The organism is Rhodoblastus sp. (genome assembly GCF_019449565.1).
GTDB lineage: Bacteria > Pseudomonadota > Alphaproteobacteria > Rhizobiales > Beijerinckiaceae > Rhodoblastus.
This window is the reverse complement of sequence record NZ_JAGRPM010000057.1, coordinates 73,186-93,218: the sequence shown is the minus strand read 5'-3', so window position 1 is coordinate 93,218 and position 20,033 is coordinate 73,186. Positions and strand designations below refer to the sequence as shown.

Annotated in this window: 19 protein-coding genes; 8 read left to right on the top strand and 11 right to left on the bottom strand. The window is 64.3% G+C overall.

Going from position 1 to position 20,033, the window contains the following annotated elements:
- Positions 1 to 118: 118 nt before the first annotated feature.
- Both ykgO and QZ409_RS13125 read left to right on the top strand, forming a co-directional pair.
- Positions 119 to 244 (top strand): type B 50S ribosomal protein L36, encoded by a 126-nt coding sequence (ykgO, locus tag QZ409_RS13130; RefSeq protein ID WP_088521155.1) that lies wholly within the window; start codon positions 119 to 121, stop codon positions 242 to 244.
- Between the two features lie 82 nt (positions 245 to 326).
- Positions 327 to 731: a DUF1810 domain-containing protein gene (locus QZ409_RS13125; protein ID WP_296712247.1), complete on the top strand. Its 405-nt coding sequence runs from the start codon at positions 327 to 329 to the stop codon at positions 729 to 731.
- A gap of 23 nt (positions 732 to 754) precedes the next feature.
- Here QZ409_RS13125 and QZ409_RS13120 read toward each other — a convergent pair whose 3' ends face one another.
- Entirely contained in the window at positions 755 to 976 is a 222-nt protein-coding gene (locus QZ409_RS13120) for a hypothetical protein (protein WP_296711958.1), read from the bottom strand.
- A 407-nt stretch (positions 977 to 1,383) separates the two neighbouring features.
- Here QZ409_RS13120 and rpmB point away from each other — a divergent pair, with 407 nt between their 5' ends.
- Positions 1,384 to 1,683: a 50S ribosomal protein L28 gene (gene rpmB, locus QZ409_RS13115; RefSeq protein WP_296711955.1), complete on the top strand. Its 300-nt coding sequence runs from the start codon at positions 1,384 to 1,386 to the stop codon at positions 1,681 to 1,683.
- Positions 1,684 to 1,759: 76 nt separating this feature from the next.
- Here the strand turns inward: rpmB and QZ409_RS13110 are convergent, their stop codons facing one another.
- Together QZ409_RS13110 and QZ409_RS13105 are read right to left on the bottom strand one after the other, a co-directional pair.
- The gene (locus QZ409_RS13110; protein ID WP_296711952.1) at positions 1,760 to 2,473 is read right to left on the bottom strand and encodes a L,D-transpeptidase; all 714 of its coding nucleotides are present in this window, start codon (positions 2,471 to 2,473) and stop codon (positions 1,760 to 1,762) included.
- Positions 2,474 to 2,562: 89 nt separating this feature from the next.
- Positions 2,563 to 4,029, bottom strand: a complete 1,467-nt coding sequence (locus QZ409_RS13105; RefSeq protein WP_296711950.1) for a lipopolysaccharide biosynthesis protein — start codon at positions 4,027 to 4,029, stop codon at positions 2,563 to 2,565.
- Between the two features lie 257 nt (positions 4,030 to 4,286).
- Here QZ409_RS13105 and groES point away from each other — a divergent pair, with 257 nt between their 5' ends.
- From groES to QZ409_RS13090, 3 genes are all read left to right on the top strand, one after another.
- A complete protein-coding gene (groES, locus tag QZ409_RS13100; RefSeq protein ID WP_296711947.1) occupies positions 4,287 to 4,574 on the top strand; it encodes a co-chaperone GroES in 288 nt (95 codons plus the stop codon).
- A gap of 39 nt (positions 4,575 to 4,613) precedes the next feature.
- The gene (groL, locus tag QZ409_RS13095) at positions 4,614 to 6,251 is read left to right on the top strand and encodes a chaperonin GroEL (RefSeq protein ID WP_296711944.1); all 1,638 of its coding nucleotides are present in this window, start codon (positions 4,614 to 4,616) and stop codon (positions 6,249 to 6,251) included.
- Between the two features lie 221 nt (positions 6,252 to 6,472).
- The gene (locus tag QZ409_RS13090; protein WP_296711941.1) at positions 6,473 to 6,874 is read left to right on the top strand and encodes an integration host factor subunit alpha; all 402 of its coding nucleotides are present in this window, start codon (positions 6,473 to 6,475) and stop codon (positions 6,872 to 6,874) included.
- Positions 6,875 to 6,972: 98 nt separating this feature from the next.
- Here the strand turns inward: QZ409_RS13090 and QZ409_RS13085 are convergent, their stop codons facing one another.
- The 4 genes from QZ409_RS13085 to QZ409_RS13070 form a co-directional block, all read right to left on the bottom strand.
- The gene (locus QZ409_RS13085; protein ID WP_296711937.1) at positions 6,973 to 8,148 is read right to left on the bottom strand and encodes a murein L,D-transpeptidase family protein; all 1,176 of its coding nucleotides are present in this window, start codon (positions 8,146 to 8,148) and stop codon (positions 6,973 to 6,975) included.
- A 177-nt stretch (positions 8,149 to 8,325) separates the two neighbouring features.
- Entirely contained in the window at positions 8,326 to 9,279 is a 954-nt protein-coding gene (locus QZ409_RS13080) for an acetyl-CoA carboxylase carboxyltransferase subunit alpha (RefSeq protein ID WP_296711934.1), read from the bottom strand.
- Between the two features lie 152 nt (positions 9,280 to 9,431).
- The gene (gene serA / locus QZ409_RS13075) at positions 9,432 to 11,018 is read right to left on the bottom strand and encodes a phosphoglycerate dehydrogenase (RefSeq protein WP_296711931.1); all 1,587 of its coding nucleotides are present in this window, start codon (positions 11,016 to 11,018) and stop codon (positions 9,432 to 9,434) included.
- 129 nt (positions 11,019 to 11,147) lie between these two features.
- Entirely contained in the window at positions 11,148 to 12,314 is a 1,167-nt protein-coding gene (locus QZ409_RS13070; protein WP_296711928.1) for a phosphoserine transaminase, read from the bottom strand.
- A 189-nt stretch (positions 12,315 to 12,503) separates the two neighbouring features.
- Between QZ409_RS13070 and QZ409_RS13065 the strand changes: the two genes are divergently transcribed.
- Positions 12,504 to 12,995 carry an acyl-CoA thioesterase gene (locus QZ409_RS13065; RefSeq protein ID WP_296711925.1) on the top strand — a complete coding sequence of 164 codons (492 nt, stop codon included), beginning with the start codon at positions 12,504 to 12,506 and terminating at the stop codon, positions 12,993 to 12,995.
- A gap of 4 nt (positions 12,996 to 12,999) precedes the next feature.
- On the opposite strand, the gene QZ409_RS13060 is transcribed toward QZ409_RS13065, so the two are convergent.
- Entirely contained in the window at positions 13,000 to 14,208 is a 1,209-nt protein-coding gene (locus tag QZ409_RS13060) for a TIGR03862 family flavoprotein (RefSeq protein ID WP_296711924.1), read from the bottom strand.
- 43 nt (positions 14,209 to 14,251) lie between these two features.
- Between QZ409_RS13060 and QZ409_RS13055 the strand changes: the two genes are divergently transcribed.
- Positions 14,252 to 15,262, top strand: coding sequence for an RluA family pseudouridine synthase (locus QZ409_RS13055; RefSeq protein ID WP_296711921.1), 1,011 nt, complete (start codon positions 14,252 to 14,254; stop codon positions 15,260 to 15,262).
- Positions 15,263 to 15,271: 9 nt separating this feature from the next.
- Here the strand turns inward: QZ409_RS13055 and QZ409_RS13050 are convergent, their stop codons facing one another.
- From QZ409_RS13050 to ftsH, 3 genes are all read right to left on the bottom strand, one after another.
- Complete coding sequence (locus tag QZ409_RS13050) at positions 15,272 to 16,471, bottom strand: acyltransferase (protein ID WP_296711917.1); 1,200 nt, start codon at positions 16,469 to 16,471, stop codon at positions 15,272 to 15,274.
- Between the two features lie 16 nt (positions 16,472 to 16,487).
- A complete protein-coding gene (gene glmM / locus QZ409_RS13045) occupies positions 16,488 to 17,828 on the bottom strand; it encodes a phosphoglucosamine mutase (protein ID WP_296711914.1) in 1,341 nt (446 codons plus the stop codon).
- A gap of 187 nt (positions 17,829 to 18,015) precedes the next feature.
- The gene (gene ftsH / locus QZ409_RS13040; RefSeq protein WP_296711911.1) at positions 18,016 to 19,944 is read right to left on the bottom strand and encodes an ATP-dependent zinc metalloprotease FtsH; all 1,929 of its coding nucleotides are present in this window, start codon (positions 19,942 to 19,944) and stop codon (positions 18,016 to 18,018) included.
- Between the last annotated feature and the right edge of the window lie 89 nt (positions 19,945 to 20,033).

The following is a 20,033-nucleotide window of genomic DNA, read 5'->3' as shown; positions in this document are numbered from 1 at the left end:
GGCGCTGGCCCAGCTAAAATTCCGCGCGGGGGTTGATTGATGCGCGTAAATTTGGCATAGCACCGGCTCCAATTTCTCGGCTGAGGGAGAACCCCGGCCAATTGTCCCGGGGTTAGTCATGAAAGTCCGCAATTCCCTCAAGTCCCTGCGCACGCGCCACCGCGACAACCAGCTGGTTCGCCGCAAGGGCCGCGTCTACATCATCAACAAGACGCAGAAGCGCTACAAGGCTCGCCAGGGCTGATCGCCCAAGCGGCTGATGAGTTGCAGCCTTTGTTGCGGAAAGTTTGAAACCCCGGCGCTTCGCCGGGGTTTTGCTTTTGACCATGGCCCAAGACGATCCCTTCGACCTCCAGCGCTTCGTCGCCGCTCAGGACGGCGTTTACGAGACTGTGCGCGAAGAATTGCGCGCGGGGCGCAAGCGCAGCCACTGGATGTGGTTCGTGTTTCCGCAGGGCGCGGGCCTCGGCGTTTCGGCCATGGCGCAGCTCTACGCCATCGGCTCGATGGACGAGGCGCGGGCCTATCTCGCCCATCCGGCGTTGGGTCCGCGCCTGCGGGAATGTGCGGAGCTGGTCAATCGCATCGAGGGCCGCACGCTGCTGGAAATTTTCGGCGACCCCGACCGGCTGAAATTCTGTTCCTGCATGGACCTGTTCGCGCGGGCGGCGCCCGGAGAAAAGGTTTTCACCCGTGCGCTCGCAAAATATTGCGACGGGCGGACGACCTGAACGCCTGGCGAAGCTCAGCGGAATTACGCGCGGCAGGGACGAGACAGCCGCGAGAGATTGCGCTCCATGCAGGCGGTGATCGCGGGAACATTCGGAACATGCTGGCCGCAGAACCGCATGGCGTCGTCATGGCAGGCGCGCCGCTGCGCGGATGTGCCGGAAAAGGCCTGCGCACTGGAGGCGCCGGCCATGGCCAGGGCGAAAAGCGTGAGAAGAGCGGAAGTCTTCAGGCTTTTGCGATTCATTGGCGTTCCTGTTCGATGGGATCGAAATGGTTGCGGGGCATGGTCTCCGCTGTTTCTTTTTCCGGCTAAATTAGAGTGCGTCGTGTCGGTCGTCCAGCGCCGGCCGCAAGCGGCGCCATTCGGCGCTTTCGCCGTCGTTCCGGCCGGGGCGCCCTTGACCTTTTCCGGAGGCTCGCTTATAGACGCGCCTCCATGAACCGTCTGACGCGGAATGTGAGTTCCTGCGGCGTTGGGCTGTTACCGGATGGGCGCGAGCCCGCGCCGGGGCGGCCAATGAAACGGCGGTTTCACGAATTTCGGCCGCAAGGCCTTGTTTTTTCCGGCGTATGCCGGCGCAGCCCCAGGTTTTCCGGCGCATGCCGGCGCAGCTCAAGGCCGGCGCGTTCAGGAATCGAAAGGAAGTTCACATGTCCCGCCGTTGCGAATTGACCGGCAAGGCCGTTCAGACCGGCAATTTGGTCAGCCATTCCAACCACAAGACCCGCACGCGGTTCCTGCCGAATCTGGTCAATGTCTCGTTGATTTCGGATTCGCTGAAGCGTTCGGTGCGCCTGCGCATCGCCGCCGCCGCCCTGCGCTCGGTCGAGCATCGCGGCGGTCTCGACGCTTTCCTGCTCAAGGCCCGCGAAGCCGAACTGTCGGTCGACGCCCTCCGCCTGAAGCGCGAAATCGCCAAGAAGACCGTCGAGGTTCAGGCCCAGGCCTGACGCCTGAGCGTCACTGACGCATCAAGAAAACGGCGGGCTTTTGGCCCGCCGTTTTCTTTTTGTCCGGCGATCTCTGTCAGAGAACGTCCACCGGCGCGCCGACGGGAACGCGCTCGTAAAGGTCAATGACGTCGTCGTTCATCATGCGGATGCAGCCGGAGGACACGTTTTGGCCGATGGTCCAGGGCTCATTGGTGCCGTGGATGCGATAGACCGACGAGCCGAGGTAAAGCGCGCGGGCGCCGAGCGGGTTTTCCGGGCCGCCCTCCATATGGCGTGGCAGGTCCGGGCGGCGCTTGAGCATTTCGGGCGGCGGCGTCCAGCCGGGCCATTCCGCCTTGCGGCTGATGGACTTGTGGCCGGACCAGGTGAAGCCGGGGCGGCCCACGCCGATGCCGTAGCGCATGGCGCGGCCGGGCGCGGTGACGAGATAGAGATAATGCCCGGGCGTGTCGATGACGATTGAGCCGACCCTGCGGCCTGTGGGGTAATCGACTTCGCGGCGCAGCAGCTCCTGCGGGATTTCACGGCTGGGTTGAACCGGCGCCAGCGACGCCTGCATGGCGTTGGCCGGGGGTTGATTCATCATCACGCCAGCGGGCGCATAGGCGTTGGGCCGCGCATAGGCGGCCTGTTGCCGCGGCTGGGAGCCGCGCGGCGCCATCTGGCCGCCGGTGGCGAGAAATTCGATGAAGCCGCCGCCCAGATTCTGGGCTCGCGCCGGGGCGAGCGGCGCAAGGCAAAGGGTGAGGCCGCACGCGGCGGCGCTCAGAAAATAACGCGACTTCACGGACGGATTCTCCCATGCTCGATCTGGGAGCTAAGTATATTCACTAAAAATTTAATGAAAAGCTTTGCCTGATGTTGTGGTTATTCAAGTTATAATGGTAAAAAAAGTTTGAATATTCCACCTTTGCGCCGAAGCTGCTCCAGGATTGGATTGACTTTCTTGACGAACGCCCCGCGCAGGCCGGCGACGTCGAAGAGGGCGACGATCACCGCGTAAAGGCTGCCGCACAGTGCGATTTGGGCCAGCATGACGACGAAACCGGGGGGCAGCGCGCGTAAGGGGACGCCCAGCCCCGCCATGCCGGCGCAGCCGAGGACGGTCAGGGCGAGGTCGCGGACGCGCGGCCATTGCGGCGCATTGGCCTGGGCGAAGCCGATCAGTACGAACATTCCGACCGCGAGCGCGAGGCTTTGCGAAATGGCGAGGGCGGAGGCGTCGTCGCCGCGCGGCAGGACGAGGATGAACAGGGGATCGGCGAGGCAGGCGGCCAGCGCCGCCGTCACCAGCGGCAGGGTCTTCTGCTTGATCTGGAAAATGGGATGGATCGCGAATTGCGTCATGCCATAGCAGAACAGGCCGGGCAGCATCAGGCTGAGGAAATGGGCGAAAGGGCCACGAAAGGCCTGCGGCACGATCAGGGCCTCGACCGAGGGCAGCACGATCCAGAGTCCGACGCTTGCCGGCGCGAGAATGGCGAAGACGATGGCGATATTCTGCGCGACCTGAGCCTTGGCCGTTTCCTCGCCATGGGAATCATGCGCGCGCACCGCGATCTGGAACAGCAACACATCGAGCGCCGAGCCGACCGCCTGCACGGCGCGCAGGCCGAGATCATAGGCGAGCGCGAAACGGCCGGTTTCGGCGAAGCCGTACCAGCGCGCGACGAGGTCGCGATTGGCCAGCGGGATCAGCTGATAGAGGACTATGGCGGCCACGATCGGCGCCGCATAGCCGGCGTAATGCCGGACGAGGCGGGGTTCGGCCTGCGCCAGCGTCGCGTCGCGATCCTTGAGGCCCGGGTGCCAGAGCAGCATGGAGCCGATGAGGCTCGCCATGCCCGCGATGACCGCGACGGTGGCCGAACCGGTGGCCCAGGCGCCGCCGGCGGTCATGAGCACGGCGAGGATGTTCTTGCTCACGATCAGCCGCACATAGAGCCGGTCGTCGAAGCGGGCGCGCACCAGCGCCGTGTGAAAGTCGAACAGGCCATTGGCGATGGAGGCCGCGAAGGCCAGGGCCACCAGCTTGCGCGGCAGGGAAAATTCCGGTCCCAGGAAGGCCAGCGCCAGCGCGAAAGGAACGAACAGCAGCGCGGCGGCCAGAAAGGCGGCGTCGAGCGTGGATCTTACCTTCGGGGTCTCGGTCCGCGCCCGCTCCGAATAGAAGCGGACGCCGCACAGGCGGATCCATTCGAACGCCACGACCTGGCCAAAAGCCATGACGGCTATGGCGAGGGCGAATTTGCCATATTCCGCCGGGCCGAGAAATTTGGCGACGATCAGGCCGACGATCAGATTGAAGATCGTGTTGACGAGAAACGTCAGAACGACGCTCATGCCGAGGGTCCTGTCCGCGGATCGATGATGTGTGCGCCGGATGACATGCGTCCAATCTAGGCGCTTGTCGATAAGAAAGTCTTGTGGCCGCCCTTAACTGAGGCTTCGCCGCAGGCCGGCCAGCCTTGACAGTCGCGGACGCCTTCCCTATTTAGCCACCAGCCTGTTAGCACTCTCCTGTTGCGAGTGCTAACAGGCCCACTTTTCCCAGCCCACGGCCGTTCGGGCCGCGCCGGCTCCAACTACAGGACATCCCCATGGCCTTCCGTCCCCTGCATGACCGCGTCGTCGTCAAGCGCCTCGAAGGCGAAGAAAAGACCAAGGGCGGCATCATCATACCCGATACCGCCAAGGAAAAGCCCCAGGAAGGCGAAGTCGTCGCCGTCGGCCCCGGCGCGCGCGACGAAGCCGGCAAGCTCGTCCCGCTCGACGTCAAGGCGGGCGACCGCGTGCTGTTCGGCAAGTGGTCGGGCACCGAAGTCAAGATCGACGGTCAGGACCTCCTGATCATGAAGGAATCCGACATCCTCGGCATCGTCGGCTGATCCTTCTTCCCCTCATCAATCCCCATAGGAGCTTGATTCATGGCTGCTAAAGAAGTTCGTTTCTCCACCGACGCGCGCGACCGTCTGCTGCGCGGCGTCGAAATCCTCGCCAATGCGGTGAAGGTCACCCTGGGCCCCAAGGGCCGCAATGTCGTGATCGAAAAGTCTTTCGGCGCGCCGCGCATCACCAAGGACGGCGTCACCGTCGCCAAGGAAATCGAACTGGCTGACAAATTCGAGAACCTCGGCGCCCAGCTAGTCCGCGAAGTCGCTTCCAAGCAGAACGACATCGCCGGCGACGGCACCACCACCGCGACGGTTCTCGCCGCCTCGATCGTGCGCGAAGGCGCCAAGGCGGTCGCCGCCGGCCTCAACCCGATGGATCTGAAGCGCGGCATCGATCTGGCCGTCGAGGCCATCGTCGCCGACCTCAAGAAAAACTCCAAGAAGGTCACCTCCAACGACGAGATCGCTCAGGTCGGCACGATTTCGGCCAATGGCGACAATTTCATCGGCTCGGAAATCGCCAAGGCGATGCAGAAGGTCGGCAATGAAGGCGTCATCACGGTGGAAGAGGCCAAGAGCCTCGAGACCGAGACCGACATCGTCGAAGGCATGCAGTTCGACCGCGGCTATCTCTCGCCCTATTTCGTGACCAATGCCGAGAAGATGATCGCCGAGCTTGAGGATCCCTATATCCTCATCCACGAGAAGAAGCTGTCGAGCCTCCAGCCGCTGCTGCCGGTTCTCGAAGCCGTGGTCCAGACCGGCAAGCCGCTGCTGATCGTCGCTGAAGACGTCGAAGGCGAAGCCCTGGCGACCCTGGTTGTCAACAAGCTGCGTGGCGGCCTCAAGATCGCCGCCGTCAAGGCGCCTGGCTTCGGCGACCGCCGCAAGGCCATGCTGGAGGATATCGCCATCCTCACCGCGGGCACGGTGGTGTCGGAAGACGTCGGCATCAAGCTCGAGAACGTGACGCTCGCCATGCTGGGCCGCGCCAAGAAGGTCCGCCTCGACAAGGAGCACACCACGATCGTCGACGGTTCCGGCGAGAAGAAGGACATCGAGGGCCGCATCGCCCAGATCAAGGCGCAGATCGAGGAAACCACCTCGGACTATGACCGCGAGAAGCTCCAGGAGCGCCTGGCCAAGCTCGCGGGCGGCGTCGCGATCATCCGCGTCGGCGGCGCGACCGAAGTCGAAGTGAAGGAAAAGAAGGACCGCGTTGAGGACGCCCTCAACGCCACCCGCGCTGCGGTGGAAGAAGGCGTTTCGCCCGGCGGCGGCGTCGCTCTGCTGCGCTCGATCAAGGCTCTGGACGCGGTGGCCACCACCAATAGCGACCAGAAGACCGGCGTGGACATCGTCCGCAAGGCGATCCAGGCTCCTGCCCGCCAGATCGTCGACAACGCCGGCGCCGATGGCGCGGTCGTGGTTGGCAAGCTGCTCGAGTCCTCCGACTACGCCTTCGGCTTCGATGCCCAGTCGGGCCAGTATGTCGACATGGTCAAGTCGGGCATCATCGACCCGACCAAGGTCGTGCGCACCGCCATCCAGGACGCCGCCTCCATCGCGGGCCTGATCGTCACCACCGAGGCGACGATCGTCGAAGCCCCGAAGAAGGACGCCGGCCCCGCCATGCCTCCGGGCGGCGGCATGGGCGGCATGGATTTCTGATCCAGACCTCTCCGCAATCCAATAATGAGAAGGCCGCCTCTGGGCGGCCTTCTTTTTTGCCTCGTTTTCGACTGGAAAGACCCCGGTTGCAGCAAGACATGGCCCAAGACATGACCATAGCCACTTTCGCGCAAACCAATGGCGCCATAACCCTCCTACGGATTGTTCATTTGTAATTCATGCAGAACTGGCGATAGTCGCCGCCTGGGCCGGAGGGTCTTATGGACGCAACGCGCAACAAGAAGATCTTGGGTTCGCCTTATGCGCCTCCGCGCGCGCAGGCGGAACAGAGCGATGCCGGCGGCGGACGCAAGACCGTCACGCGGGCCGATTTGCTCGACGCGGTCTATAACGCCTGTCCTACGCTGTCGCGGGCTCAGGCGCGCGACCTGTTCGAAATGACCCTCGAGGAAATCGTCGGTTCGCTGCTGCGCGACGAAGCCGTGAAGCTGCGCTCCTTCGGCGCCTTCAACGTCCGCGCCAAGCGCGAACGTATCGGCCGCAACCCGCGCAACGGCGTCGAGGCGACCATCGACGCGCGGCGCGTCCTGACCTTCAAGGCCTCGCCGACCCTGACCGCCCGCGTGAACGGCTTGGCCGCGCCCGACGGCGAAGACGAGTGATCGCGAGTCGATAGGGCAAAAATGCAGAACGCCGGACGGCAGGGGCCATCCGGCGTTTAATGTTTCTGCATCAAGCGGCCGGGCCGCCCGAAAAAGTCTCAGTTCGCTCCAAGCAAAGTGGAAATCTTGGCGACCGGCGCGCGCAGGGATGATTGCTGCTGGGCGGACGTGCGCAGATCCGGCGCGGACTTTGATTTGGAGCTGGCCTGAGCCTCGGCCAGCAGCAGGACGTTCGCGGGCGCTGAGGCGGTGCGGGTCGGAGCGGCGATACGGTTCTTCGGCTCGTCGAGGGCGACTTCGAGCGGCGGCACGAGGGCGTCCGGGCGGCTTACTTCGGCGACGCGATTGGCGAAGACCGGATGCTGCGCGCCGTCCCTATACACCAGGCGGACGGGACGCTCGCCCTTCGCGACGATCTCGGCCACGGCGGCGGAATCGGATCGCTCGATCGCCGCCACCTTGGTCTCGACCTCGGAATCATATTTCAGCGGCGGGCAGGGCGCGCTGGCGTCGATCGGCTGGGTTGGGTCAGCCTGGGCCCCGAAAACATAATGCTTGTTGCAGACATTGACCGAGACGTCGCGCTTGCTCGCCTCGAAATGGTCATTGCCCTTCTTCAGCTCCTTCCAGAACGGCATGTTGGGATCCAGCCGGTATTTGGCGAGATTCTGGGCGTTCATGTGGAAGGGATAGGCCTGCAGCTGGATCGAGCGCTGGCCGCCGGCGAAAGAATCGCGCGAGAGCGCGTAGATATCGGCGATCTGGGCGTCGGTCATGGCGAAACAGCCCGCCGACGAGCAAATGCCATGCACCATCACCGATCCGCCGGTCGCGCCATGGGCGCGGTCATAGGCGTTGGGATAGCCGACATTGAACGAGAGATAATAGGACGAATTGGGATTCATCATCGCCGGGGTGATGGAATAAAATCCCTCGGGCGACTGGCGGTCGCCTTCCTTGATCTTCGGGCCGAGCTGGCCGGACCAGCGGCAGATCGGGAAGGTCTTGAGCAGGACATAGGTTCCGTCCGGCCGCATCTTCCAGACTTCCAGCTCCGATTCCTTCTTGAAGGCGCGGATCAGGATCGGCGCGGTCGGCGCCACGCCCTTTTCGTTCATTTCGGCGAGAATTTTCGGGGACACGGCCTGCATGGCGCGCGAGTTGTCATGCGCCTCGTTGCAGCCGGAAAGCGTCGCCGCGAGTCCGATCGCCGCTCCCGCGACAAGCGCCTTGCGCTGGGCGCGGGCCGCTACGGACAAAGAAAGGCCGCTCATGGTCATGTTCCATCGATCTGCGGGGCGCGTCCAAACCATGTTTGAAAAAGCATGAAGGACTTCGCGCCGTTTCGCTGGAATTAAATCCATGAAGCTTTCATCTTCCATTAACAAGCGGCGGGAAACCGCCGCCATGGTGAAGAAATCCTTAAACGCAAGCGAATCAAGCGCGAAACGTCAGCCTTTGCGGCCCATCGCCAGAAACTTTTCCTCGCGCAACGACCGCACATTCTGCGGAGGCAGACCCGAGAAACGCTTCAAGGCCTTGCTCATGGCGTCGCCCGCAGCCTGAATGGCGACCGCGGGATCACGATGGGCGCCGCCGACAGGTTCGGCGACAATGCCATCGATAATGCCGAATTTAAGCAAATCTTGGGCGGTAATCTTCATATTGGTCGCGGCGTCCTGCGCGCGCTGCGAGTCGCGCCACAGGATCGAGGCCGAGGCCTCCGGCGAGGCGACCGTATAAATGGCGTGCTCCATCATCAGCACGCTGTTGCAGGCGGCGATGCCCAGCGCGCCGCCGGAGCCGCCTTCGCCGATCACCAGGGCGATATTGGCCGTCGGCAGGATTAGGGCGGCTTCGGTGGCGCGGGCGATGGCCTCCGCCTGTCCGCGCTCTTCGGCCTCGACGCCGGGAAAGGCGCCGGCGGTGTCCACGAAGGAGAGCACAGGCAGGCCGAAGCGCCCTGCCAGCTCCATGATGCGCACGGCCTTGCGATAGCCCTCCGGCTTGACCATGCCGAAATTATGCTTGAGCCGGGACTCGGTGTCGGAGCCCTTCTCCTGGCCGAGAATGGCGACGGACTGGCCGCGGAAGCGTCCGAGGCCGCCAATCATCGCCTCGTCCTCGGCGAATTTGCGGTCGCCGGCGAGCGGCGTGAAATCCTCGATCAATTCGCGGATGAAATCGAGGCAATGCGGGCGCTGCGGATGGCGCGCGACCTGGGTTTTCTGCCAGGGCGTCAGGCTGGCGTAAAGATCGGCCAGAGCCTTGGCGGCCTTGACCTGTAATTTGGCCAGCTCCTCGCCGATCGGGGGCGAATCCTCGCGCTCCGACAAGGCCCGCAGATCTGCGACCCTGGCTTCCAGTTCGGCGACGGGTTTTTCGAAATCGAGATAGGAGGCCATGGTCCGGCTCTTCAGGGCTAAAGTCTTGGGGCTACGGTCTTGGGGGCGCGCACCCGCGACTCCCGCCGACCGGAATGGCCGGGCGGGGCTGGCGGAAACTGGACATTTGCGGTTGCGAAGTCAAGTTGTCCGAAACGATAGCTCGAATAGCGCTAAAATTTCAGGGCTTTGACCCGCTTGACGCCGGGCAGGGCGCGGGTCAGGGCGAAGACTGGCGCGGGAACCTCGCCGTCGATGCCAACCAGGGCGACCGCCGAGCCGCCTTCCGCGTCGCGGCCGAGCGCGAAAGTGGCGATATTCACCCCAGCCTCGCCGAGCAGCGTGGCGAAACGTCCGATGAAGCCGGGTTTGTCCTCGTTGGAAACATAGATCATCGACGGCGCGAATTCGGCCTCCGCCCGCGTGCCGCCGATTTCGACAATGCGCGGCTTGCCATCGTTGAACACGGCGCCGGACAGAGAGAAATCGCCGTTTTCCGTCTCGACGCTGAGCGAAATCAGCGAGTCGTAATCGCCCTCCGCCGCCCGCGTGACCTCGTCGATGACGATGCCGCGCTCCTTGGCCACCACCGGCGCGGACACCACGTTCACATCCGCCAGCATCGGACGCAGGAAGCCCGCGAGAGCGGCGGCGGTCAGGGCCTTGGTCTTGAGTTCGCCGACATGGCCCTCATAGGTGATGGTGAGCTTGCGTACGCCCGCCTCGGTCAATTGTCCGGCGAAGGAGCCGAGTTTTTCCGCCAGCGCGATGAAGGGCCTGAGCCTCGGCGCTTCCTCGGCGGTGATGGAGGGGAAGTTCACCGCATTCGAAATGGCGCCGCGCATCAGATAGTCCGACATCTGCTCGGCCACCTGCAGGGCGACATTCTCCTGCGCTTCATTGGTCGCGGCGCCGAGATGCGGCGTGCAGACGACATGGGGATGGCCAAACAGCGGATTAGAAACGGCGGGCTCTTCCACAAAGACGTCGAAGGCCGCGCCCGCGACATGGCCGGTGTCCAGCGCAGCCCGCAGCGCCGCCTCGTCCACCAGCCCGCCGCGCGCGCAATTGATGATGCGCACGCCCTTTTTCGTCCTGGCGAGATTTTCCGCCGAGAGGATGTTCTTGGTCTGGGCGGTCATCGGCGTATGCAGCGTGATGAAATCGGCGCGTGCGAGCAATTCGTCCAGATCGACTTTTTCCACGCCTAGATTGACGGCCCGCTCCGGCGACAGGAAAGGATCGAAGGCGATCACGCGCATTTTGAGGCCCATGGCGCGGTCGGCGACGATCGCGCCAATATTGCCGCAGCCGATGATCCCGAGCGTCTTGCCGGTGATCTCGACGCCCATGAAGCGGTTCTTCTCCCATTTGCCGGCCTGGGTCGAGGCGTCGGCGGCGGGGATCTCGCGCGCCAGCGCGAACATCATGGCGATGGCGTGTTCGGCGGTGGTGATGGAATTGCCGAAGGGCGTGTTCATCACGATGATGCCCCGCGCCGTGGCGGCTGGAATATCGACATTGTCCACGCCAATGCCGGCGCGGCCGATCACCCGCAGTTTTTTGGCGTTTTCGAGGATCTTGGCGGTGGCCTTGGTGGCCGAGCGAATGGCGAGGCCGTCATAATCGCCGATGATCGCGGCGAGCCTCTCCTTGTCCTTGCCGAGCGCCGGCTGAAAATCGACCTCGACGCCGCGCTCCTTGAAAATAGCGATGGCGGCGGGCGACAAAGCGTCCGAAATGAGCACACGAGGCGCCATGTTTTTCCTCCCCAGGAAGGACGCAGGCGTTTTTCGCCCGTCGCCCCGAAAAATGTCTTGAGACACGAGTCCCCGCCGCCCGTCGCGATTTTCGCTGTCCGGGCGGCTCGGGGTGTCGATCAGAAGTTATCAGGCGGCGGCCAGGTCGGCCTTGGCGGTCGCATAGGCCCAGTCGAGCCATTGCGTCAGCAGCGCGACATCGGATGCCTCGACCGTCGCCCCGCACCACACGCGCAGGCCGGGCGGCGCGTCGCGATAGGCGCCGATGTCATAGCCCGCCTTTTCCTTCTCGACGAGCGCCGCGAGCTTCTTGGCGAAAGCCGCCTGCGCCTCGGCGGGCAGGGCCGTGACGGCGGGATCGACGACCTTGAGGCAGACGGAGGTGTTGGAGCGGATCGGTTCGGCCTTGGCGAGGAAGCCCGCCCAGCTGCTCTTTGCGACCCAATCCGCCAACACCTTGGCGTTCGCGTTGGCGCGGGCGATCAGCGCGTCGAGCCCGCCAATGCTTTTTCCCCAGTTCAGTGCGTCGAGATAATCCTCGACGCAGAGCATGGATGGGGTGTTGATGGTCTCGCCCTCGAAAAGGCCCTCGATCAGCTTCCCGCTTTTGGTCATGCGGAAGATTTTCGGCAGCGGCCAGGCGGGCGAATAGCTCTCCAGCCGCTCCACCGCGCGCGGGGAGAGGATCAGCACGCCATGCGCGCCCTCGCCGCCGAGCGCTTTCTGCCAGGAGAAGGTCACCACGTCGAGCTTGGGCCAGTCGAGGCTCTGGGCGAAAGCGGCGGAGGTGGCGTCGGCGATGGTCAGGCCCGCGCGGTCGGCGGGGATCCAGTCGCCATTGGGGACCCGCACGCCGGAGGTGGTGCCGTTCCAGGTGAAGATCACGTCATGGTCGAAATTGACCGCGCCGAGGTCCGGGATTTCGCCATAGGGCGCCTTGAGGACGCGAGCGTCCTTCAGTTTCAACTGCTTGAGGATATCGGTGACCCAGCCTTCGCCAAAGCTTTCCCAGGCCAGCGCGTCCACGGGGCGCGGGCCGAGCAGCGACCACATCGCCATTTCCACGGCGCCGGTGTCGGAGGCTGGAACGATGCCGATGCGATAATCGGCGGGAACCTGCAAAACCTCGCGGGTGAGGTCGATCGCGAGTTTCAGCTTGGCCTTGCCGATCTTGGCGCGATGCGAGCGGCCGAGCGGCGCGTCCTTCAAGGCGTCGAGCGACCAGCCGGGGCGCTTGGCGCAGGGTCCGGACGAAAAATTCGGGCTTTTCGGCAGTTCGGCAGGCTTATTTGTCATTCCATCCTCCCAGATGGGCGTCCCGCATTGGGGCGAGATGTCCCGAACCGGCGATACGCCTGAGTTTTGGCGCGGTCAAGCGCGACGAAGCGCCGCCGGACCTTCTCGCCGCGCGCCAGCCTCTTTCCGGATGCCTGATCGATCGTTCCCGATTAAAGTCGCGGCGAAGCCCGAGGCGACACGAGGACAATGATGAGCGATCCGCGCCAATTGGAAATGACCGTGCTGATGACCCCGGACATGGCCAATTTTTCCGGCAAGGTCCATGGCGGCGCCTTGCTCAACCTGCTCGACCGCGTCGCTTTTTCCTGCGCCTCGCGCTTTTCCGGGCGCTACGCCGTCACGCTTTCGGTCGATCAGGTGACGTTCAAGGAGCCGATCCATGTCGGCGAGCTGGTGACCTTCCGCGCCAGCGTCAATCACGCGGGGCGCACCTCGATGGAGGTAGGCATTCGCGTCGAGGCGGAAGACATCCGCAAGGGCACGCGCCGCCACACCAATTCCTGCTATTTCACCATGGTCGCGGTGGATGACGACGGGCGTCCGGCCAAAGTCCCGCCGCTCAATGTCGAGACGCCCATCGAAACGCGGCGCAATCGCGCGGCGGAATTGCGACGCTCGCTGCGCCGGCAGGTGGCCGAGCAATTGGAAAAGACCACCGCGCCGGGCGAGGAGACGTGACGCGTTAAACTTGCTCTTTTGTCGCGAAAGCCGCAGCCGCCTTGCCCGCCGCGCGTCCGGTGGCGAAACAGGCGGTGAGGAGATAGCCGCCGGTTGGCGCCTCCCAGTCCAGCATTTCGCCGGCGACGAACAGGCCGGGAAACTTTTTCGCCATCAGGTTCTCGTCCAGGGCCTCCCAGATCAATCCGCCGGCGGTGGAAATGGCGCGCTCCAGCCCGGCGACGCCTGTCACGCGCAAGGGCAGGGCCTTGATCCGCTCCGCGAGGCCCTCGGGCGTCTCGGGCAGCGGCCCGCTTTCACGTATGAGCGCAACGCCGAGCGGGCTCAGGCCCGCCGCCTTGCGGATAAAATTGGACTGGCTCTGCTTGCCGCGCGGCCACGCCAGCTTGTGGGCCAGCGTCTCCTTCGGGACGTCGGGACGCAGGTCGATAGTTACCGCGGCTTCGCCGTCGCGGGCCACAAGGTCGCGCAGATCGCCGGAGAGAGCATAGACCGCGCCGCCCTCAAGCCCGCGCCGGGTGACCATGGCTTCGCCGCGCACGACTCTTGAGCCGCAGCGCAGGGCGATGTTTTTCAGCGGCTGGCCCTCGAATTTCTCAGCAAAATATTTCGACCAGCCGATCAACAGTCCGCAATTGGCCGGATGCAGCGGGGCGGACGGCAGGCCCGCCTCGGTCAGAGGCGTGACCCAGCTTCCGTCGGCGCCGAGGCGCGGCCAGGAAGCGCCGCCGAGCGCCAGCACCATGGCGTCCGCCTCGACCCGGAGTGGCCCCTCCGGCGTCTCGAACAAGGCCGCGCGTCCCTCAAAGCCGCGAAAGTCATGGCGCAGCCTGATCTTGACGCCGAGAGCGTCGAGCCGCCGCAGCCAGGCGCGCAACAAGGGCGACGCCTTCATCGCGCCCGGAAACACCCTGCCGCTGGAGCCGACAAAGGTCTCCTGACCCAGTCCGGCGCACCAGTCGCGCACCTGCTGCGGCCCGAAAGCGTCGAGAAAAGGTTTCAGGCGCTCCGCCGCCGCGCCATAGCGCGTCAGAACGCGCGAAAAATCCTCGGAATGGGTGAGATTGAGGCCGCCGCGTCCCGCCATCAGGAATTTGCGGGCCGGACTCGCCATGCGCTCGTAAAGGGTGACGTCGATCCCGGCTTCGGCCAGAACTTCGGCGGCGCTGAGCCCGGCAGGGCCCGCGCCGATGATTGCGGCTGTTTTCTTCATGTCCTGCTTTACAAAACTTCGCCGCGTCATGCTATTGCGCATCATGACGACAAAAATCCAGATTGTGGTGGACGAGGCCGGCATCGGGCAGAGGCTCGATCATTATCTCGCCGCGCGGCCCGAACTCGCAGCCGAAAGCCTTTCGCGCACGCGCATCCAGGGCTTGATCGAGACCGGCCTTGTCTGGCTCGATGAAGCGCCGGCCTTGCAGACCAAGACGAAATTGCGCGCCGGCCAGATTGTCGAGGTCGCGGTGCCCGATCCCGCGCCCGCCGAGCCGCAGGGCGAAGCCATCCCGCTGAACATTGTGTTCGAGGATGAATTTCTGGTCGTGCTCGACAAGCCCGCGGGATTGGTCGTCCATCCCGGCGCGGGCCACGAGACGGGAACCCTCGTCAATGCCCTGATCGCCCATTGCGGCGAATCGCTCTCCGGCATTGGCGGGGTCAAAAGGCCGGGCATCGTGCATCGGCTCGACAAGGACACCTCCGGCCTGCTCGTGGTCGCCAAGACCGACGCCGCGCATCAGGGCCTTTCAAAACTCTTTGCCGACCATGGCCGCAGCCTGTCCCTGACGCGGGAATATCTCGCGCTTGTCTGGGGCGGGCCGGACCGCCAGAGCGGGACCATCGACGCGCCGCTCGGCCGCCATTCCATCCAGCGCGAGAAAATGGCGGTGGTTCCGGAAGCGCGCGGGCGCGAGGCCGTCACGCATTGGCGGCTGCTCGAAAAATTCGGCGCCGATCGCGACAACAAGCCGATCGCGAGTCTCATCGCCTGCCAATTGGAGACGGGCCGCACCCATCAGATTCGCGTCCATTTCGCCCATACCGGCCATCCTCTGCTGGGCGACAGCACTTACGGCGGCGGGTTCAAGACCAAGGCCGGGCAATTGAGCGAAGCCGCGCAAATAGCCCTTGCTGCGCTCGGCCGTCAGGCGTTGCACGCCCGCGCGCTCGGCTTCGAACATCCGGTCACGGGCGAGGAGTTGCTGTTCGAGAGCGAGCCGCCGGAGGATTTCCAGAACCTGCTGGCGGCCCTGCGGCAGGCCTGACGCGCGCCGTCATTTCGCGGCGAAGGAAATTTTGCGCCCGGCGAAAGTGCGCCAGCGGTCAGAGAGAATGCGTCCGGCTTTCATGCCGGGCCGCTCGACCAGCAGATAAGTCCCAGCCGTCAGCAGGGCGAGGACAAGCGCGACAAGCGGCATCAACAGGGGCAGGAACGGCGTGGCGAACAGGCCGGTCAATGCCCCGCCATGGGTGAAGAGCAGGAACAGCAATATTCCATGCGTGAGATAAATGCCGTAGCAACATTCGCCGAGAACGAGAGCCGCGCGCGTCCGCAGCAGCCCGAACATGTCATTGCCGCAGGCGACGGCGAAAAAGAACAGCGACAGCAGCGGCCAGGCGAGATCGAGCGGCGATTTGAACAGGGTCATCGCGAACAGCAGAGCCAGCAAGGCGGCGAGGGTCACTGCGCGCGATTGCAGCCGGCGGACGATTTCTGGCCGGCTTTGCGCCTCGAAAGCCAGCATGCCCGTGCCGAAGAGCGGGATATATTTCCAAAGGCCCACGTCGGGAAATAGTTTCCTGCCCATCACGCCGATCAGGATCACGGCCACCGGCAAGGCCCAGCTTGGCAAGCGCGGGCGGAACAGGTCCATCAGGAGCGCGCAGATGGGCAGAGCCGCCAGATAGAACTGCCACTCATATTTGAGCGACCACAGCACGGCGGCGTTCACGCGCGCCGACTCGTCATAGCCGAGAAGCGGCGGCATGTCGGCGGCGGTGATCCATTGCAGCGCGGCGCGGGGAAAGTCCGCATCGAGCCCGCGGCCGGTCTGAAGCATCACAACCAGGGTGACGAAGACGAAGGCGGCGACGCTCATCGGAATGAGGCGAAAGACCCGCGAAATATAGAGGGCCGGCCAGGAATTCGCCCGAAAGCCGGCGCGGATGCGGGGATAGAACAGCAGCCCCGTCGTCATGAAGAAGAGCGCGACGGCGCCTGTGCCGAGCATCTGGAAGAAATTGATCGACGGGGGCGCCCAGCTGCCGCCAAGCCGCGTGATCTGTAGCCAGATCACGAAGTGGTGGACCATCACGGACAGGCTCAGGAAACCGCGCAATCCGTCGATCTGGCCGATCCTTTTGCCCCCCGAGGGCAAAGGAAAGCCCCGTCGCGCGAGTAGCTCGGCCAGCCCCATTGCGGTCGCGAAGGCCAGCAGTGCGCCAATGCAAATGCCAACGACAGGATAGGGCATTGGCGTCGCGGCGCGCTCAGGCCGCCGCCGCGACCGCCTCGCAGACGTCGTCGACGACCTGCTCGATCAGGGCGCGGTCGTCGCCCTCCGCCATGACCCGGATGACCGGTTCGGTGCCGGACGGGCGGATCACCAGACGGCCTTCGTTGCCGAGCTTCTGCTTGGCCGCCGCGATCGCCTTGGACACTTCCTGCTTTTCGAGCGGCCTGCCGCCCTTGAAGCGCACATTCTTCAAAATCTGCGGCAGCGGGTCGAAGGTGTGGCAGACCTCGCTGACCGGCCGGCCCTGCCGCTTGACCACGGCCAGCACCTGCATGGCGGCGACCAGCCCGTCGCCGGTGGTGCAATAATCCGACAGGATCAGATGGCCGGATTGCTCGCCGCCGATATTATAGCCGTGCTCGCGCATATGTTCGAGCACATAGCGGTCGCCGACAGGGGTGCGGGCGAGCGACAGTCCGATGGTCTGTAAATAGCGTTCCAGCCCGAGGTTGGACATGATGGTGGCGACAATGCCGGGCTGCGAGAGCCGGCCATCCTCGTGCCAGCTCTGCGCCACGACCGCCATGAGCTGGTCGCCGTCAACCAGCCGGCCATGCTCGTCCACGATCAGCACGCGGTCGGCGTCGCCATCGAGCGCGATGCCGATATCGGCGCGCAATTCGCGCACTTTCCGCATCAGGGCCTCGGGCGCGGTCGAGCCGACGTCGCGGTTGATGTTGCGTCCGTCCGGCTCGACGCCGAGCGAAAACACTTCCGCGCCGAGCTCCCACAGCGCCTCGGGGGCGACCTTGTAGGCGGCGCCATTGGCGCAATCGATGACGATGCGCATGCCCTCGAACGACATGCTGCGCGGCAGCGTGTGCTTGGCGAATTCGACATAGCGCGCGCGCACGTCGTCGACGCGGCGGGCGCGCCCGAGATCGAAGGGCTTGGCCAGTTTCGAGCCGAGGTCGGAATCCATCAGCGCCTCGATCTGGCGCTCGACCTCGTCTGACAGCTTGTAGCCCTGCGGGCCGAATAATTTGATGCCGTTGTCCTCGTAGAGATTATGCGAGGCGGAGATCATCACGCCGAGATCGGCGCGCATGGAGCGGGTGAGCATGGCGACGGCGGGGGTCGGCATCGGGCCGAGCACCATAACGTCCATGCCGACAGAGGTGAATCCGGCGACGAGCGCGTTCTCGATCATATAGCCGGAGAGTCGCGTGTCCTTGCCGATGACGATGCGGTGGCGATAGTCGCCGTTCTGGAAGACGAGGCCGGCGGCCTGGCCGACTTTCAGCGCCAGATCCGGGGTGATGACCTTGTTCGCAAGGCCACGAATTCCGTCCGTGCCAAAATATTTGCGGCTCATCGCAGAACAATCTCCGTCAAACGCGGGGGAATCCCAGATATCGCGCTGTATATAATGGAATTCAGCTTAAGCGCGTTCAAAAAACATGACCAGTTTTAACAGGGATGCGAGCGCGCTGCAAAAGTGGTAGCCCGCGCGTCGAAATCGGGAGATTTCAACGCGCGGGCTTAAACCTTCGGCGTGAACTTTACGCTTGAGGCGCCGGGGCGAGGCCGGGGTCGCCGTCCTGTCCGGTCCAGCTTGACTTGCCGGCGGCGGGCACGGGCGAACGGCGCGGGCTGGCCGGCGTGTCGTCCGGATTTTCGCGCACCGGCTCGACGCCTTTCATCAGGCCGAGGATTTCGTCGCCGGTGAGGGTCTCATATTCCAGCAGGCCCTTGGCGAGCTTTTCGAGATCCTCGCGGCGCTCGGAGATGATGCGCCGCGCCTCGGCCTGTCCGGCCTCGACGAGACGGCGCACTTCGCTGTCGATCTTCTGCGAGGTTGCCTCGGAAATATTCTGCTGGCGGCCCATGGAATAGCCGAGGAAGACCTCTTCCTGGTTCTCGCCATACATGACCGAGCCGAGTTCTTCGGAGAAGCCCCAGCGGGTCACCATGGCGCGGGCGAGCTTGGTCGCCTGCTCGATGTCGCTCTGCGCGCCGGAGGTCACCTTGTCCTTGCCGAAGATGATTTCCTCGGAGACGCGGCCGCCCATCAGAACGGCAAGGCGCGAAGTCATCTGCTCGTAGCTCATCGACAATTTGTCGCGCTCGGGCAATTGCATGACCATGCCTAGCGCGCGGCCGCGCGGGATGATCGTGGCCTTGTGGACCGGATCGGTCGCGGGGACGCTAAGCGCCACAATGGCGTGGCCGCCCTCGTGATAGGCCGTGAGCAGCTTTTCCTGCTCTGTCATGACCATGGTGCGGCGCTCGGCGCCCATCATGATCTTGTCCTTGGCGTCCTCGAACTCGTCCTTGGTCACGACGCGCTTGCCGCGCCGGGCGGCGAGCAAGGCGGCCTCATTGACCAGATTCATCAGGTCCGCGCCGGAAAAGCCCGGCGTGCCGCGCGCGATCACCTTGAGATCGACATCCGGCGATAAGGGAACTTTGCGCGCATGGACCTTGAGGATCTTCTCGCGGCCGACGACATCGGGATTGGGCACGACAATCTGGCGGTCGAAGCGGCCGGGACGCAGCAGGGCCGGGTCGAGCACGTCGGGGCGGTTGGTCGCGGCGATGAGGATGATGCCCTCATTGGCCTCGAAGCCGTCCATCTCGACCAGCAACTGATTCAGGGTCTGCTCGCGCTCGTCATTGCCGCCGCCGAGGCCCGCGCCGCGATGGCGGCCGACCGCGTCGATTTCGTCGATGAAGATGATGCAGGGCGCGTTCTTCTTGGCCTGTTCGAACATGTCGCGGACACGGCTGGCGCCGACGCCAACGAACATTTCGACGAAATCCGAGCCGGAAATCGTGAAGAACGGCACGTTGGCCTCGCCGGCGATCGCGCGGGCGAGCAAGGTCTTGCCAGTGCCCGGGGGGCCGACCAGCAGCACGCCGCGCGGAATGCGGCCGCCAAGACGCTGGAACTTCTGCGGATCGCGCAGGAATTCGACGATCTCCTGCAGATCTTCCTTGGCTTCGTCGACGCCCGCGACATCCTCGAAGGTGACGCGGCCATGCGCCTCCGTCAGCAGCTTGGCCTTGCTCTTGCCAAAGCCCATGGCCTTGCCGCCCGCGCCCTGCATCTGGCGGGACAGGAAGATCCACATGCCGATGAAAGCGATCAGCGGCAGGCCGTTGACCAACAGGGTGACGAGCCAGTTATTGCCGTCGGACGGGGGCTTGGCGGTGATCTGCACGTTCTTCTTGTAGAGCGTGCTCACCAGGCCCGGGTCGCTGGGGGCATAGGTCGAGAAGGCCTTGCCGTCCGTGTAATGGCCGGCGATTTCGGAGCCCGAAATCGTCACGTCGCGAATGCGGCCCTGATCGGCCTCGCTCAGAAGCTGGCTGAAATTGATTTCCTGGTTCGGCGCATGCTCGCTGGGCTTCTGAAACAGCACGACGAGCGCGACCACCAGGAGAACGATGATCACCCATAAAGCGAAATTGCGGAAATTTGGATTCATATCCTGTCCTGCGAAGCCTCTCCGGACGAGCGTCGCGCGCCGGTCGCTGTTTTTCGATATGTAGGCCGAGCGGGGGGTCTTGCCAAGTA

What these genes read in the sequence shown, in the direction of transcription:
- ykgO (WP_088521155.1), top strand. Translation starts at nt 119, where the DNA reads ATGAAAGTCCGCAATTCCCTCAAGTCCCTGCGCACGCGCCACCGCGAC.
- QZ409_RS13125 (WP_296712247.1), top strand. Translation starts at nt 327, where the DNA reads ATGGCCCAAGACGATCCCTTCGACCTCCAGCGCTTCGTCGCCGCTCAG.
- QZ409_RS13120 (WP_296711958.1), bottom strand. Translation starts at nt 976, where the DNA reads ATGAATCGCAAAAGCCTGAAGACTTCCGCTCTTCTCACGCTTTTCGCC.
- rpmB (WP_296711955.1), top strand. Translation starts at nt 1,384, where the DNA reads ATGTCCCGCCGTTGCGAATTGACCGGCAAGGCCGTTCAGACCGGCAAT.
- QZ409_RS13105 (WP_296711950.1), bottom strand. Translation starts at nt 4,029, where the DNA reads ATGAGCGTCGTTCTGACGTTTCTCGTCAACACGATCTTCAATCTGATC.
- groES (WP_296711947.1), top strand. Translation starts at nt 4,287, where the DNA reads ATGGCCTTCCGTCCCCTGCATGACCGCGTCGTCGTCAAGCGCCTCGAA.
- groL (WP_296711944.1), top strand. Translation starts at nt 4,614, where the DNA reads ATGGCTGCTAAAGAAGTTCGTTTCTCCACCGACGCGCGCGACCGTCTG.
- QZ409_RS13090 (WP_296711941.1), top strand. Translation starts at nt 6,473, where the DNA reads ATGGACGCAACGCGCAACAAGAAGATCTTGGGTTCGCCTTATGCGCCT.
- QZ409_RS13085 (WP_296711937.1), bottom strand. Translation starts at nt 8,148, where the DNA reads ATGAGCGGCCTTTCTTTGTCCGTAGCGGCCCGCGCCCAGCGCAAGGCG.
- QZ409_RS13080 (WP_296711934.1), bottom strand. Translation starts at nt 9,279, where the DNA reads ATGGCCTCCTATCTCGATTTCGAAAAACCCGTCGCCGAACTGGAAGCC.
- serA (WP_296711931.1), bottom strand. Translation starts at nt 11,018, where the DNA reads ATGGCGCCTCGTGTGCTCATTTCGGACGCTTTGTCGCCCGCCGCCATC.
- QZ409_RS13070 (WP_296711928.1), bottom strand. Translation starts at nt 12,314, where the DNA reads ATGACAAATAAGCCTGCCGAACTGCCGAAAAGCCCGAATTTTTCGTCC.
- QZ409_RS13065 (WP_296711925.1), top strand. Translation starts at nt 12,504, where the DNA reads ATGATGAGCGATCCGCGCCAATTGGAAATGACCGTGCTGATGACCCCG.
- QZ409_RS13060 (WP_296711924.1), bottom strand. Translation starts at nt 14,208, where the DNA reads ATGAAGAAAACAGCCGCAATCATCGGCGCGGGCCCTGCCGGGCTCAGC.
- QZ409_RS13055 (WP_296711921.1), top strand. Translation starts at nt 14,252, where the DNA reads ATGACGACAAAAATCCAGATTGTGGTGGACGAGGCCGGCATCGGGCAG.
- QZ409_RS13050 (WP_296711917.1), bottom strand. Translation starts at nt 16,471, where the DNA reads ATGCCCTATCCTGTCGTTGGCATTTGCATTGGCGCACTGCTGGCCTTC.
- glmM (WP_296711914.1), bottom strand. Translation starts at nt 17,828, where the DNA reads ATGAGCCGCAAATATTTTGGCACGGACGGAATTCGTGGCCTTGCGAAC.
- ftsH (WP_296711911.1), bottom strand. Translation starts at nt 19,944, where the DNA reads ATGAATCCAAATTTCCGCAATTTCGCTTTATGGGTGATCATCGTTCTC.